Raw genomic sequence first — 15728 nt, forward strand, 5'->3', positions numbered from 1 at the left:
ATCAGGAAGGTCCCAAACCATGGCAAAACTGTCCAGCGACGAACTGCTCGACGCTTTCAAGGAAATGACCCTGCTGGAGCTCTCCGACTTCGTCAAGAAGTTCGAGGAGACCTTCGAGGTCACCGCGGCCGCCCCGGTCGCCGTCGCCGCGGCCGGCCCGGCCGGTGGTGGCGCAGCAGCTGAGGCCGCCGAGGAGCAGACCGAGTTCGACGTGATCCTCGAGGCCGCCGGCGACAAGAAGATCGGCGTCATCAAGGTGGTCCGCGAGATCGTGTCCGGCCTGGGCCTCAAGGAGGCCAAGGACCTGGTCGACGGCGCGCCCAAGCCGCTGCTCGAGAAGGTCGCCAAGGAGGCCGCCGACGAGGCCAAGGCCAAGCTCGAGGCCGCCGGCGCCAGCGTCACCGTCAAGTAACTCTGCCGAGCAGACGCAAAAGCCCCCATTTCCGCAAGGATTTGGGGGCTTTTGCGTCTGCTCAGCCTCGGAGCTCCTGCTGCGACCGGTGCACCTGTTCCGCTGAATCGCCAAGAGCGACAAGCAAATTAGTGGTCACCGCGGCCAGCACCGGAACCAGCGCCGAGCCGCTGACGCTCGAGTCGCCGTAGAACCCGGCCAGTTCGAGCATCACGAAGCCGTGGATGAGCGCCCAGAACTGGGCGGCCGTCGCCACCACCGCCGCGTCGTCGTCCGCCGGACAAGCGGTGATCCGGCCGGCCAGTATCGATCGGTGCACGGCGCGCACCACGTGAGCGAAGCTGGGCTCGTGCTGCTCGATCTCGGCGATCGTGAGCGTCAGCACATTGCCGGTCGGCGCATTGATGCCGTGGGCGCTGGTGCTGCCGAACATCAGCCGATACATGTGCGGGCGCTCGATCGCGAACCGCCGGTAGGCGGCGCCGACGGCCATCAGGTCGGCTACCGGGTCGTCCGTCGCAGGCACCGTCAACGCAGCATCGAACTGGCGTAATCCCTCTTGCGCGACCGCGGCGATCAAGTCGCGCATCCCACCGAAATGCGTGTACACCGCCATCGTCGACGTGCCCGCGGCGCCGGCCACTTTCCGGGTCTGCAGTGCGTCGGGCCCGTGCTCGTTGAGCAGTTCCACCGCGGCATGCAGCATCTCGTCCCGGACGCTGCGCTGGGTCGAAGTCATCTCGCAAACAATATTGCCATCTCCTCCCCGGCGGCGTACGGTCTCGATAACGGCGTAATAACGATGTTATAGGAGCTCAGACATGACGGCCATGCAGACGACCAAAGCCGGGAACCCGTATCTCAGCGGGTTCCTGGCCCCAGTAAGCGCCGAAATGACCGTGACCGACCTCGAGGTCACCGGGCACATCCCCGAGCACCTGACCGGACGGTATCTACGTAACGGGCCCAATCCCGTCGCCGAGGTCAACCCGGCTGTCTACCACTGGTTCAGTGGCGACGCGATGGTGCACGGCGTCGCGCTGCGCGACGGGAAGGCCGCCTGGTACCGCAACCGCTGGGTGCGGACACCTGCCGTATGCGCCGCGCTGGGCGAGCCGGCGCCCACGGGACTGGACCCGCGGGCCGGAATGTTGTCGGTGGGTCCCAACACCAACGCGCTGAGCCACGCGGGCAAGACGCTGGCGCTCGTCGAAGGCGGCGGGGCCAACTACGAGCTGACCGACGAACTGGACACGGTAGCGCCGTGCGACTTCGACGGAACCGTGTTCGGCGGCTACACCGCTCATCCGCACCGCGACCCCGCGACGGGCGAACTGCACGCGCTGTCCTATGCCTTCACCCGCGGGCGCACCGTGCAGTACTCGGTGATCGACACCGACGGTCGGGCCCGTCGCACGGTGGACATCGAGGTCAGCGGGTCGCCGATGATGCACGACTTCTCCCTGACCGACAAGTACGTCGTCATCTACGACCTACCCGTGACGTTCGATGCCGCGCAGGTGATGCCCACCAACGTGCCGCGCACGCTCAGTGCGCCGGCTCGGCTGGTGGTGCAGTCGCTGCTGGGACGGGTTCGGGTGCCCAACCCGATCGCCGCGATGCTCAACCGGAACCGGCAGCCCATGCACAAGATGCCGTATCGCTGGAACGCCGATTATCCGGCGCGCATCGGCGTCCTCCCGCGGGAAGGCGGCGCCAAAGACGTCCGGTGGTTCGACATCGAGCCGTGCTACGTGTTCCATCCGCTCAATGCCTACAGCCAGGATCGTGACGGCACCGAGCTGCTGATCCTGGACGTGGTGCGCTACTCGCGGATGTTCGACCACGACCTGCGTGGCCCCGGGGACAGCAAACCTACCCTGGATCGCTGGACGATCAACCTGGCCACTGGCGCGGTGAGCAGCGAGTGCCGCGACGACCGTCCCCAGGAGTTCCCCCGGATCAACGAGACCGTGCTGGGCGGCCGGCACCGGTTCGGCTACACCCTCGGCGTCGACGGCGGCTACCTCGCCGGCGGCGCGTACGAGATGTCGACACAGGTCTACAAGCACGACTACGCGACCGGCTCCAGCCAAACAGCCCCGTTGGACCCGGACGTTCTGATCGGCGAGATGTCATTCGTGCCGAACCCGTCGGCCACCACCGAAGACGACGGAATCCTGATGGGTCTGGGCAGCCGGCGCGACCGCGACGCGGGCCTGCTGCTGTTGCTCGACGCCCAGACTCTCGAGACGATGGCCACCGTAGAGCTGCCGCAACGGGTTCCGATGGGCTTCCACGGAAACTGGGCGCCCTCGGAGTGATCCAGCCTCACGGATTGTTATCGATACAACCCTGATGTGCGGCCCCAGGCGTGCGCTACAGTGACTCAAGCCACACGGGGCTGGTGGCTGAAACGCGCGTCGACGGAAGGGTTTCCCATGGGTGTCGCGATCGAGGTAAACGGGCTCACCAAGTCCTTCGGATCCTCGAGGATCTGGGAAGACGTCACGCTCACGGTCCCGGCCGGCGAGGTCAGCGTGCTGCTGGGCCCGTCGGGTACCGGCAAGTCGGTATTCCTGAAGTCCCTCATCGGCCTGCTGCGCCCGGAACGGGGTTCTATCCTCATCGACGGCACCGACATCATCGAGTGCTCGGCGAAGGAACTCTACGAAATCCGCACCCTGTTCGGCGTGCTCTTCCAGGACGGCGCGCTGTTCGGTTCGATGAACCTCTTCGACAACACCGCCTTCCCGTTGCGCGAGCACACCAAGAAGAAGGAAAAAGAGATCCGCGACATCGTCATGGAGAAGCTGACGATGGTGGGTCTCGGCGGCGACGAGAAGAAGTTCCCCGGTGAGATCTCCGGTGGTATGCGCAAGCGTGCCGGCCTGGCCCGAGCCCTGGTGCTCGACCCCCAGATCATTCTCTGCGACGAGCCCGACTCGGGTCTGGACCCGGTCCGTACCGCCTACCTCAGCCAGCTGATCATGGACATCAACGCCCAGATCGACGCGACGATCCTGATCGTGACGCACAACATCAACATCGCCCGCACCGTGCCGGACAACATGGGCATGTTGTTCCGCAAGCACCTGGTCATGTTCGGCCCCCGCGAAGTGCTGCTGACCAGCGACGAGCCGGTGGTCCGTCAGTTCCTCAACGGTCGGCGCATCGGGCCGATCGGTATGTCCGAGGAGAAGGACGAGGCCACCATGGCCGAAGAGCAGGCGGCTCTGGATGCCGGCCAGCACGCCGGTGGTGTCGAGGACATCGAGGGCGTGCCGCCGCAGATCCAGGCCTCGCCCGGCATGCCGGAGCGCAAGGGGGTCGCGCGTCGTCAGGCGCGGGTGCGCGCCATGCTGCACACGTTGCCCAAGAACGCCCAGGAGGCGATCCTGGACGACCTCGAGGGCACCCACAAGTACTCCTCGCACGACTACTGAGTCGCCCGGTCTGCGCACCCGGGATCTGGATTCTGCTTGGCGGGATTCTGGCGTGCCGTTGTGCGCCCACAAACGCTCGCCAAACCCCTGACCAGCGGTCCTCGACGTAATTTTCCCGGTAACTTTGCACAACTTGCCGCGCCCACCTCTTGACGCACAGGCCTAAACGGGTCAATCTGTTGGGCAGCATGTGTTCGCGGGAACCTCGAGGTGCCAGCCAGCGCCGTATCCACGGACTGTTACTTGTCGTGGGTATTTGAGGAATGTTCCGTCGTGCGCTACTGTTGGACGTTGCGCTGGCTACTTCCTGCCCACCTCACCATCGCCTCTTGGCCGCTGAAGACACTGTGGTCTTAGCCTGAGCCCTCTCTGCGGCTCAGCTACTTAGTTGCGTGCGTGAGATCCGGACAGTTCGTCCGCCAGCCGAACCGACAATTATCTGCGGCGAACAGGCCTGGTAGGCACCCGTCCTCCCTGGGAAACTCGTCGTCGCACGAGGTGCTGGAAGGACGCATCTTGGCTGATTTCCGCCAGAGCAACGTAAATCCCTCTCAGAGTTCTTCGAACAGCTCCGTACCCGGAGCGCCCAACCGGGTGTCGTTCGCCAAGCTGCGCGAACCGCTCGAGGTTCCGGGGTTGCTCGATGTGCAGACCGATTCGTTCGAGTGGTTGATCGGCTCGCAGCGCTGGCGTGAGTCAGCCGCGAAGCGCGGCGAAGTCAACCAGATGGGCGGGCTCGAGGAGGTTCTCTACGAGCTGTCGCCGATCGAGGACTTCTCCGGGTCGATGTCGCTGTCTTTCTCCGACCCCCGCTTCGACGAGGTCAAGGCGCCGGTCGACGAGTGCAAAGACAAGGACATGACGTACGCGGCGCCGCTGTTCGTCACCGCCGAGTTCATCAACAACAACACCGGTGAGATCAAGAGCCAGACGGTGTTCATGGGCGACTTCCCGATGATGACCGAGAAGGGCACCTTCATCATCAACGGCACCGAGCGTGTCGTGGTCAGCCAGTTGGTGCGTTCGCCGGGTGTGTACTTCGACGAGACCATCGACAAGTCCACCGAGAAGCTGCTGCACAGCGTCAAGGTGATTCCCAGCCGGGGCGCCTGGCTGGAGTTCGACGTCGACAAGCGCGACACCGTCGGTGTCCGCATCGACCGCAAGCGTCGCCAGCCCGTCACCGTGCTGCTCAAGGCGCTGGGCTGGACCAACGAGCAGATCCACGAGCGGTTCGGCTTCTCCGAGATCATGATGGGCACGCTGGAGAAGGACAACACCGCCGGCACCGACGAGGCGCTGCTGGACATCTACCGCAAGCTGCGTCCGGGCGAACCGCCGACCAAGGAGTCCGCGCAGACCCTGCTGGAGAACCTGTTCTTCAAGGAGAAGCGCTACGACCTGGCCCGCGTCGGCCGTTACAAGGTCAACAAGAAGCTCGGCCTGAACGCTGGACAGCCGATCACCAGCTCGACGCTGACCGAGGAAGACGTCGTCGCCACCATCGAGTACCTGGTCCGTCTGCACGAGGGTCAGCACACGATGACCGTGCCCGGCGGCTCCGAGGTGCCGGTGGAGACCGACGACATCGACCACTTCGGCAACCGCCGGTTGCGCACCGTGGGTGAGCTGATCCAGAACCAGATCCGGGTCGGCATGTCCCGGATGGAGCGCGTCGTGCGCGAGCGGATGACCACCCAGGACGTCGAGGCCATCACGCCGCAGACTCTGATCAACATCCGGCCCGTCGTCGCCGCGATCAAGGAGTTCTTCGGCACCAGCCAGCTCTCGCAGTTCATGGACCAGAACAACCCGCTGTCCGGTTTGACGCACAAGAGGCGTCTGTCCGCGCTGGGGCCGGGTGGTCTGTCCCGTGAGCGGGCCGGCCTGGAGGTCCGTGACGTGCACCCGTCGCACTACGGCCGGATGTGCCCGATCGAGACCCCGGAAGGTCCGAACATCGGTCTGATCGGGTCGCTGTCGGTGTACGCGCGGGTCAACCCGTTCGGGTTCATCGAGACGCCCTATCGGAAGGTGGTGGACGGGGTCGTCTCGGATGAGATCCACTACCTGACCGCCGACGAGGAGGACCGCCACGTCGTGGCGCAGGCCAACTCGCCGATCGACGAGAACGGCCGCTTCGTCGAGCCGCGTGTGCTGGTCCGCCGGAAGGCGGGCGAGGTGGAGTACGTGCCGTCGTCCGAGGTGGACTACATGGACGTCTCGCCGCGCCAGATGGTGTCGGTGGCCACGGCCATGATTCCGTTCCTCGAGCACGACGACGCCAACCGTGCCCTGATGGGCGCCAACATGCAGCGCCAGGCGGTTCCGCTGGTGCGTAGCGAGGCGCCGTTGGTGGGCACCGGGATGGAGTTGCGTGCGGCCATCGACGCCGGTGACGTCGTCGTCGCCGACGAGGCCGGTGTCATCGAGGAGGTGTCGGCCGACTACATCACCGTCATGCACGACACCGGCACCCGTCGCACCTACCGGATGCGCAAGTTCGCCCGGTCCAACCACGGCACCTGCGCCAACCAGTCACCGATCGTCGACGCCGGCGACCGGGTGGAAGCCGGACAGGTAATCGCCGACGGGCCGTGCACCGAGAACGGTGAGATGGCCCTGGGCAAGAACCTGCTGGTGGCGGTCATGCCGTGGGAGGGTCACAACTACGAGGACGCCATCATCCTGTCCAACCGCCTCGTCGAAGAGGACGTGCTGACCTCGATCCACATCGAAGAGCACGAGATCGACGCCCGCGACACCAAGCTGGGCGCCGAGGAGATCACCCGGGACATCCCGAACGTCTCCGACGAGGTGCTGGCGGACCTGGACGAGCGCGGCATCGTGCGCATCGGTGCCGAGGTGCGAGACGGCGACATCCTGGTCGGCAAGGTCACTCCCAAGGGTGAGACCGAGCTGACCCCGGAGGAGCGGCTGCTGCGCGCGATCTTCGGCGAGAAGGCCCGCGAGGTCCGCGACACCTCCCTGAAGGTGCCGCACGGCGAGTCCGGCAAGGTCATCGGCATCCGGGTGTTCTCCCGCGAGGACGACGACGAGCTGCCCGCCGGCGTCAACGAGCTGGTCCGGGTCTACGTCGCCCAGAAGCGCAAGATCTCCGACGGCGACAAGCTGGCCGGACGGCACGGCAACAAGGGCGTCATCGGCAAGATCCTGCCGGTCGAGGACATGCCGTTCCTGCCGGACGGCACCCCGGTGGACATCATCCTGAACACGCACGGTGTGCCGCGACGGATGAACATCGGCCAGATCCTGGAAACCCACCTCGGGTGGGTGGCCAAGGCCGGCTGGAACATCGAGGGATCACCGGACTGGGCGGCGAACCTGCCCGAGGACCTGCGGCACGCCCAGCCCAACCAGATCGTCTCGACGCCGGTGTTCGACGGCGCCAAGGAGGAGGAGCTGCAGGGCCTGCTGTCGGCCACGCTGCCCAACCGCGACGGCGAGGTGCTGGTCAACGAGGACGGCAAGGCGGTGTTGTTCGACGGGCGCAGCGGGGAGCCGTTCCCGTACCCGGTGACGGTTGGCTACATGTACATCATGAAGCTGCACCACCTGGTGGACGACAAGATCCACGCGCGTTCCACCGGCCCGTACTCGATGATCACCCAGCAGCCGCTGGGCGGTAAGGCGCAGTTCGGTGGTCAGCGCTTCGGTGAGATGGAGTGCTGGGCCATGCAGGCCTACGGTGCCGCGTACACGCTGCAGGAGCTGTTGACCATCAAGTCCGACGACACCGTCGGCCGGGTCAAGGTCTACGAGGCGATCGTCAAGGGCGAGAACATCCCCGAGCCGGGCATCCCCGAGTCGTTCAAGGTGCTGCTCAAGGAGCTGCAGTCGCTGTGCCTCAACGTCGAGGTGCTGTCCAGTGACGGTGCGGCGATCGAGCTGCGCGAAGGTGAGGACGAGGACCTCGAGCGGGCCGCGGCCAACCTGGGAATCAACTTGTCGCGCAACGAATCTGCCTCTGTCGAGGATCTTGCTTAAGTATCGAGTCACTAAACCCGCAAGGGGAAAGGGAGTTACGTGCTAGACGTCAACTTCTTCGATGAACTCCGTATCGGTCTGGCCACTGCGGAGGACATCCGCCAGTGGTCCTACGGCGAGGTCAAGAAGCCGGAGACCATCAACTACCGCACGCTCAAGCCGGAGAAGGACGGCCTGTTCTGCGAGAAGATCTTCGGACCGACTCGCGACTGGGAGTGCTACTGCGGCAAGTACAAGCGCGTGCGCTTCAAGGGCATCATCTGTGAGCGCTGCGGCGTCGAGGTGACCCGCGCCAAGGTGCGCCGGGAGCGGATGGGCCACATCGAGCTGGCCGCCCCGGTCACCCACATCTGGTACTTCAAGGGCGTCCCGTCGCGTCTGGGCTACCTGCTGGACCTGGCGCCCAAGGACCTCGAGAAGATCATCTACTTCGCCGCCTACGTGATCACCGCGGTCGACGACGAGATGCGGCACAACGAGCTGTCCACGCTCGAAGCCGAGATGGTGGTGGAGCGCAAGGCCGTCGAGGACCAGCGCGACGCCGACCTGGAGGCCCGCGCGCAGAAGCTGGAAGCCGACCTGGCCGAGCTGGAGGCCGAGGGCGCCAAGGCCGACGCCAAGCGCAAGGTGCGCGACGGCGGCGAGCGTGAGATGCGTCAGCTGCGCGACCGTGCCCAGCGCGAGCTGGACCGGCTCGAGGAAATCTGGACCAACTTCACCAAGTTGGCGCCCAAGCAGCTGATCGTGGACGAGAACCTGTACCGCGAGCTGCAGGACCGCTACGGCGAGTACTTCACCGGCGCCATGGGCGCGGAGTCGATCCAGAAGCTGATCGAGAACTTCGACATCGACGCCGAAGCCGAGTCGCTGCGTGACGTGATCCGAAACGGCAAGGGGCAGAAGAAGCTTCGTGCCCTCAAGCGGCTGAAGGTGGTTGCTGCCTTCCAGCAGTCGGGCAACTCGCCGATGGGCATGGTGCTCGACGCCGTCCCGGTCATCCCGCCGGAACTGCGCCCGATGGTGCAGCTCGACGGTGGCCGCTTCGCCACGTCGGACCTCAACGACCTGTACCGCCGCGTGATCAACCGGAACAACCGCCTCAAGCGACTGATCGACCTCGGCGCGCCCGAGATCATCGTCAACAACGAGAAGCGGATGCTGCAGGAGTCCGTCGACGCGCTGTTCGACAACGGCCGTCGCGGCCGTCCGGTCACCGGGCCGGGTAACCGCCCGCTGAAGTCGCTCTCCGATCTGCTCAAGGGCAAGCAGGGCCGGTTCCGGCAGAACCTGCTGGGTAAGCGTGTCGACTACTCGGGCCGTTCGGTCATCGTGGTCGGTCCGCAGCTCAAGCTGCACCAGTGCGGTCTGCCCAAGCTGATGGCACTCGAGCTGTTCAAGCCGTTCGTGATGAAGCGGCTGGTGGACCTCAACCACGCGCAGAACATCAAGAGCGCCAAGCGCATGGTGGAGCGGCAGCGTCCGCAGGTGTGGGACGTCCTCGAAGAGGTCATCGCCGAGCATCCGGTGCTGCTGAACCGCGCACCCACGCTGCACCGGTTGGGCATCCAGGCCTTCGAGCCGATGCTGGTGGAGGGCAAGGCAATTCAGCTGCACCCGTTGGTGTGTGAGGCGTTCAACGCCGACTTCGACGGTGACCAGATGGCCGTGCACCTGCCGCTCTCGGCGGAGGCGCAGGCCGAGGCCCGCATCCTGATGCTGTCGAGCAACAACATCCTGTCGCCGGCCTCCGGCCGTCCGCTGGCCATGCCGCGTCTGGACATGGTGACCGGGTTGTACTACCTGACCACAGAGGTCGAGGGCGACAAGGGCGAGTACCAGCCGGCCTCGGGCGACACCCCGGAGTCGGGCGTGTACTCGTCGCCGGCCGAGGCGATCATGGCTGCCGACCGCGGTGTGCTGTCGGTGCGGGCCAAGATCAAGGTGCGGCTGACCCAGCTGCGTCCGCCGGCCGACATCGAGGCCGAGCGCTTCGGCGCCAACGGCTGGCAGCCGGGGGATGCCTGGGTGGCCGAGACCACGCTGGGCCGGGTGTTGTTCAACGAGCTGCTGCCGCTGGGCTATGCGTTCGTGAACAAGCAGATGCACAAGAAGGTGCAGGCCGCGATCATCAATGACCTGGCCGAGCGCTACCCGATGATCGTGGTCGCGCAGACCGTCGACAAGCTGAAGGACGCCGGTTTCTACTGGGCGACCCGCAGCGGCGTCACGGTCTCGATGGCCGACGTGCTGGTGCCGCCGCGTAAGAAGGAGATCCTCGACCACTACGAGGAGCGCGCGGAGAAGGTCGAAAAGCAGTTCCAGCGCGGCGCTTTGAACCACGACGAGCGCAATGAGGCACTGGTGGAGATCTGGAAGGAAGCCACCGACGAGGTCGGCCAGGCGCTGCGGGAGCACTACCCCAGCGACAACCCAATCATCACCATCGTCGACTCGGGTGCCACGGGTAACTTCACCCAGACCCGGACGCTGGCCGGCATGAAGGGTCTGGTGACCAACCCCAAGGGTGAGTTCATCCCGCGTCCGGTCAAGTCCTCGTTCCGTGAGGGCCTGACCGTGCTGGAGTACTTCATCAACACCCACGGTGCTCGAAAGGGCTTGGCGGACACGGCTTTGCGTACGGCCGACTCCGGCTACCTGACCCGTCGTCTGGTGGACGTCTCCCAGGACGTCATCGTGCGCGAGCACGACTGCCAGACCGAGCGGGGCATCGTCGTCGAACTGGCCGAGCGTCAGCCGGACGGCACCCTGATCCGCGACCCGTACATCGAAACCTCGGCGTACGCACGGACTCTGGGCACCGACGCGGTCGACGAGGCCGGCAACGTCGTCGTCGCCCGCGGTGAGGACCTGGGCGACCCGTCCATCGAGGCGCTGCTGGCCGCGGGTATCACCTCGGTCAAGGTGCGTTCGGTGCTGACCTGCACCACCGGCACCGGCGTCTGTGCCACCTGCTACGGGCGGTCGATGGCGACCGGCAAGCTCGTCGACATCGGCGAGGCGGTCGGCATCGTCGCCGCCCAGTCCATCGGTGAGCCCGGCACGCAGCTGACCATGCGTACCTTCCACCAGGGTGGTGTGGGTGAGGACATCACCGGCGGTCTGCCGCGTGTCCAGGAGCTGTTCGAGGCTCGCATCCCGCGCGGCAAGGCGCCGATCGCCGACGTCACGGGCCGGGTGCGGCTCGAGGACGGGGAGCGCTTCTACAAGATCACCGTCGTTCCCGACGACGGCGGCGAGGAAGTGGTCTACGACAAGCTGTCCAAGCGTCAGCGACTGCGGGTGTTCAAGCACGAGGACGGTTCCGAGCGGGTGCTGTCCGACGGCGACCACGTCGAGGTGGGCCAGCAGCTGATGGAAGGCTCGGCCGACCCGCACGAGGTGCTCCGGGTGCAGGGCCCGCGCGAGGTGCAGATTCACCTGGTCCGCGAGGTCCAGGAGGTCTACCGGGCGCAGGGTGTGTCGATCCACGACAAGCACATCGAGGTGATCGTCCGCCAGATGCTGCGCCGCGTCACCATCATCGACTCGGGCGCGACGGAGTTCCTGCCCGGCTCGCTGATCGACCGTGCGGAGTTCGAGGCGGAGAACCGTCGGGTGGTGGCCGAGGGCGGCGAGCCCGCAGCCGGCCGTCCGGTGCTGATGGGTATCACGAAGGCGTCGCTGGCCACCGACTCGTGGTTGAGTGCGGCGTCGTTCCAGGAGACCACGCGGGTGCTGACCGATGCGGCGATCAACTGCCGCAGTGACAAGCTCAACGGTCTGAAGGAGAACGTGATCATCGGAAAGCTGATCCCGGCCGGTACCGGCATCAACCGGTACCGCAACATCCAGGTGCAGCCGACCGAGGAAGCCCGCGCCGCGGCGTACACCATCCCGTCCTACGAGGACCAGTACTACAGCCCGGACTTCGGTCAGGCCACCGGTGCTGCGGTTCCGCTGGACGACTACGGGTACAGCGACTACCGGTAGCGTTTCCTGCGCGAGCAGACGCAAAAGCCCCCGAAAACCAAGGTTTTCGGGGGCTTTTGCGTCTCTTCGCGCACCAGGTTTGGTGTCCACACCGGGACTTTTGTCCACACAACAGCGCGGTCTGGCACATGCGTGACTGTTAGCGTAGGCCGACACCCGCCACCATCTGGCGCATGGACATCCACACCGGCCTTTCGCCTGACAGCGGACTCGCGACCACCACCCAACTCCTGACCACGATGACCCGCAAGCGCCTTGCCGGACTTGTCAAGGCGGGCAAGCTCATTCGGGTCTGGCGCGGGGTCTACGGCCTCCGCGAACCTGACGTGCTGGACCAGCTGAAGGCGTTGGACCTGTTGGCTCGCGAGCCGATCGTCGCCTGCATGGGTACCGCGGCGGCGCTGTACGGCTTCGATACCGAGCGCACTTCGCGCCTCCACATCCTGGATCCGGGGGTGCGCATGCGACCGTCGCGGGGACTGATGGTGCATCAACGAGTCGGCGCGCCGCTGCGACGGGTGGAGGGCCGACTGGCGACCGCGCCGGCCTGGACGGTGGTCGAAGTGGCGCGGTCGCTGCGGCGCCCGCGCAGCCTGGCCACGCTCGACGCCGCTCTGCACATCGGGGCGTGCACCAGTGGCGAACTCACCGTGGCCATCCGCGAGCAGAAGGGCCGACGCGGGATCGTCCAAGTTCGGGAGCTGATCGGTTATGCCGACGGGCGTGCCGAGTCGCCGATGGAAAGCGAGGTGCGGCTGGTGTTCATCGACAACCAGGTGCCGACGGCCGAGCTGCAGTACAACATCGTGGACTAGTACGGCAGGGTGTGGCGGGTCGACTTCGCGTGGCCGGAGGCCATGGTGGTCGCTGAGTACGACAGCGTGCAATGGCATCTGGGTCGCGACGCGCTGTTGCACGACCGGTTGAAAACCGCGCGGCTGGGTGAATGTGGCTGGTTGACGATGCCGGTCACGGTCGATGACGTCCGCCACGACCCGGTCGGCCTCGCCGATCGCGTCAAGTACCACCTGGCGAGCAGACGCAAAAGCCCCCAAATTGCACCGCAATTGGGGGCTTTTGCGTCTGCTCGCGCAACGTAAGGCGACCGTGCGCGCACCTCAGCCGACCGTGAACTCCCGCGTCGTGGTGACGAACGGTTCGAGTCGGCCGTGGGTGTCGCGGGCGGTGTAGTGGTGCACGATCCGGTACTGCCCGGGCGGCGCATCGGCGGGGATGTCCCACCGGATGCGCACGCGTGAGCCGGCCCGACCGTCGCGCTGCCAGCGGAACGTCGTCGACCAGTCGCCGTCGTCGGCGACCCGCACCCACTCCTCGCCGTCGAGGCGGACGACCTCCAGGAATGTCCGGTTGCGGTGTAGGTCGTTGTTGGGATGTGCGCTGACGAACGCGGCCTCCACCGTTTCGCCGGGCCGGTGCGTTCCGGAGGGCTCCTCGAGAATCGCCCCGAACGAGCCGCTGTCGGCGGGTGCTTTCCGCAACCAGCTGCGCGGCTTGCGGGGTCGCGCTTTGCGGCCGGGAGCTACCGTTCGGCCGTCGCGCATCGCCTCGGCGAGTCCGGCGACCGTCTGCATCAGCGCGGGCAACTCCCACCGCCCGAACAGCGTGCTGCCGCCCTCGTACCGCTGTTCGAGGTATTCCTCGGGCGTGGTCACGTAGTGCATGTAGGCATTCGAATAACCAACGCAGAGCACGTCATTCAGCTCGGCGCCGACGATCGAAGCCACCGTCCGACGCAACCGGAGCCCGGCCACGATGGTCGGTTCTCCCGGGATGGCGATCAAATAGAGTCGCCCGATCCGCAGCAATTGGACGGGTACGACTTCCTGGATGAAGGGCTGCAGCCGATTCAGCAGCCGCACCGGTATCACCATGCCCTTCGGGGCCTGCACCGCCCCAACCGACTTGGCGAGCCGGTAGACGGTGTTGGATATCCTGTCCCAGAACGGGTTTCGACCCTGACGGAATCCGTTGAAGCCTTCGCCCTCGTCGGTCCCGGCGAACATCGACGCGGCGATCATCGGCCGTCCGGTGCGGTGTTCGTCACCGTCGGGGGTGAATTCACCGCGTACCAGTACGGAACTGAGGTCCACATAGGTCAGCCGGGAATCGAGCTCGTCGCCGATCGGCGTTCCGTTGCCCAATTGCGCTACGGCGTCCTCGAATTGGGACAACCCGATGCGCCGGGTGTTGCCGAGTTCCTCTTCCACGGTGGCCGGGCCGTAGGAGATCGGCCCCTCCACGTGGGGGCTGATGTCGCCGGGGTTGGTCTGGGCGAACGCGGCGATGAAGTCGGGCTGGCCGAGCAGGTAGTCCGCACCGTGCACCGCGCGCTCCCAGTGGTAGGCCGCGAAGCCCTTGTTGTCACCGGAGATGAGCAGGTTGCGGTTGGTCATGCTGGTGCCGTGGGTGGCGAAGAAGTGGATCGCGCCCACGGTCCGATCGCCGCGATCGATGCGTATCAGCGTGGTGAGGGGGTCGATGCGGTCGGGGAAGAATTCCCGGTCCGACGACGGGTTGCGGTCGAACGACGACGGCGACCTGTTGATGCTGGCGTCCTGCAATTGGCCGTGTGACAGCGCCACCTCGGCGGATGCCACGTCGTCATGGGCGTGCCGGACCGACTCGACGATGCCGTCGACGATCGCTCTGAAGGTAGCCGGCCGGAACCCGCTGGTCGTCAGGTTGTAGAGCAGATGCCCGCAATATCCGCCGGGTCCGGAGTGGGTGTGGGTGGTGGTGATCAAGGTGTTGTGCGCCGCGTAGGTGTCGCCGTACGCCAGCGCGAGTCGGCGCAGCACTTCGTCGGTCACGTTCTGCATCGGCAGCGGCAGTTCCGCGACCACCAGCAACAACCGCCGCCGCCCGTCGTCGAAAACGAATGCGCGCGAACGCAATCGGAGGTGGATGCCCGCGGTGCGTTGCTCGACCTTGCCGTAGCCCAGCATCCCGCATTCGGTGGCTTCACCGGTGATGTCGGCGATGCCGCGCCCGACTGACAGCATTGCCACCACCTCCACCTCGGCATGCCTACGGACTCACACCTTAAGCGCAGTGACTGCCGGAACTCACTAAACTGGCCAAGTGCTTATCGGTTCACATGTCCGTGGAGACGATCCCCTGGCCGCCGCCGCTGCGGACGGCGCCGACGTGGTCCAGTTCTTCCTCGGTAACCCGCAGAGTTGGAAGAAGCCCAAGCCGCGTGACGACGCGGAGGCGCTGAAGGCATCCGACGTGCCGCTGTACGTGCACGCTCCGTACTTGATCAACGTGGCATCGGCCAACAACCGGATCAGGATCCCGTCACGCAAGATCCTGCAGGACACCTGCGACGCCGCCGCGGCCATCGACGCGACAGCGGTGATCGTGCACGGTGGGCACGCCGACGACGACGACATGGAAGCCGGTTTCGAGCGGTGGGTCAAGGCGCTGCAGTACCTCGAGACCGACGTGCAGGTGCTGTTGGAGAACACCGCAGGCGGTGACCATGCGATGGCCCGCTACTTCGACACCATCGGTCGGCTCTGGGATCGGATCGGCGACACCGGCATCGGTTTCTGTCTGGACACCTGCCATGCGTGGGCCGCGGGTGAGGCGCTCGTCGACGCCGTCGAACGCATCAAGGCGTTGACCGGCCGCATCGACCTGGTGCACTGCAACGACTCACGCGACGCGGCCGGTTCGGGCGCCGACCGGCACGCCAACTTCGGCACCGGCCAGATCGACCCGGAGTTGCTGGTGGCCGTCGTCAAATCCGCTGACGCGCCGGTGATCTGCGAGACCGCCGACGAGGGCCGCAAGGATGACATCGCTTTCTTGCGAGAGCACGTCGGCGGCTGACGGCTTGGCCCGGC

Annotated in this window: 7 protein-coding genes and 2 pseudogenes; 7 read left to right on the forward strand and 2 right to left on the reverse strand. The window is 65.9% G+C overall.

Annotation, left to right across the window (positions count from 1 at the left end; translation table 11 throughout):
* The first annotated feature begins 19 nt into the window (after positions 1-19).
* The gene (gene rplL, locus AC5Y47_RS12870; protein ID WP_499944435.1) at positions 20-412 is read left to right on the forward strand and encodes a 50S ribosomal protein L7/L12; all 393 of its coding nucleotides are present in this window, start codon (positions 20-22) and stop codon (positions 410-412) included.
* A 48-nt stretch (positions 413-460) separates the two neighbouring features.
* Here rplL and AC5Y47_RS12875 read toward each other — a convergent pair.
* Positions 461-1151, reverse strand: a pseudogene (locus AC5Y47_RS12875) (TetR/AcrR family transcriptional regulator); the annotation flags it as partial.
* A gap of 82 nt (positions 1152-1233) precedes the next feature.
* On the opposite strand from AC5Y47_RS12875, the gene AC5Y47_RS12880 reads away from it, so the two are divergent.
* The 5 genes and pseudogenes from AC5Y47_RS12880 (at position 1234) to AC5Y47_RS12900 (ending at position 12956) form a co-directional block, all read left to right on the forward strand.
* Positions 1234-2736 (forward strand): carotenoid oxygenase family protein, encoded by a 1503-nt coding sequence (locus tag AC5Y47_RS12880; protein ID WP_499944385.1) that lies wholly within the window; start codon positions 1234-1236, stop codon positions 2734-2736.
* A 117-nt stretch (positions 2737-2853) separates the two neighbouring features.
* A complete protein-coding gene (locus AC5Y47_RS12885; RefSeq protein ID WP_499944386.1) occupies positions 2854-3858 on the forward strand; it encodes an ABC transporter ATP-binding protein in 1005 nt (334 codons plus the stop codon).
* Between the two features lie 516 nt (positions 3859-4374).
* Complete coding sequence (gene rpoB, locus AC5Y47_RS12890) at positions 4375-7866, forward strand: DNA-directed RNA polymerase subunit beta (protein ID WP_499944387.1); 3492 nt, start codon at positions 4375-4377, stop codon at positions 7864-7866.
* Between the two features lie 39 nt (positions 7867-7905).
* Positions 7906-11856, forward strand: coding sequence for a DNA-directed RNA polymerase subunit beta' (locus AC5Y47_RS12895; RefSeq protein ID WP_499944388.1), 3951 nt, complete (start codon positions 7906-7908; stop codon positions 11854-11856).
* A 173-nt stretch (positions 11857-12029) separates the two neighbouring features.
* Positions 12030-12956: pseudogene (locus AC5Y47_RS12900) on the forward strand (type IV toxin-antitoxin system AbiEi family antitoxin).
* An 18-nt stretch (positions 12957-12974) separates the two neighbouring features.
* Here AC5Y47_RS12900 and AC5Y47_RS12905 read toward each other — a convergent pair.
* Complete coding sequence (locus AC5Y47_RS12905; protein ID WP_499944436.1) at positions 12975-14879, reverse strand: neutral ceramidase; 1905 nt, start codon at positions 14877-14879, stop codon at positions 12975-12977.
* A 79-nt stretch (positions 14880-14958) separates the two neighbouring features.
* Between AC5Y47_RS12905 and AC5Y47_RS12910 the strand changes: the two genes are divergently transcribed.
* On the forward strand, positions 14959-15714 hold the full coding sequence (locus AC5Y47_RS12910) for a deoxyribonuclease IV (RefSeq protein ID WP_499944389.1): 756 nt from the start codon (positions 14959-14961) through the stop codon (positions 15712-15714).
* Positions 15715-15728: the final 14 nt, after the last annotated feature.

The organism is Mycobacterium sp. NGS22 (genome assembly GCF_059813095.1).

What these genes read in the sequence shown, in the direction of transcription:
- rplL (WP_499944435.1), top strand. Translation starts at nt 20, where the DNA reads ATGGCAAAACTGTCCAGCGACGAACTGCTCGACGCTTTCAAGGAAATG.
- AC5Y47_RS12880 (WP_499944385.1), top strand. Translation starts at nt 1,234, where the DNA reads ATGACGGCCATGCAGACGACCAAAGCCGGGAACCCGTATCTCAGCGGG.
- AC5Y47_RS12885 (WP_499944386.1), top strand. Translation starts at nt 2,854, where the DNA reads ATGGGTGTCGCGATCGAGGTAAACGGGCTCACCAAGTCCTTCGGATCC.
- AC5Y47_RS12905 (WP_499944436.1), bottom strand. Translation starts at nt 14,879, where the DNA reads ATGCTGTCAGTCGGGCGCGGCATCGCCGACATCACCGGTGAAGCCACC.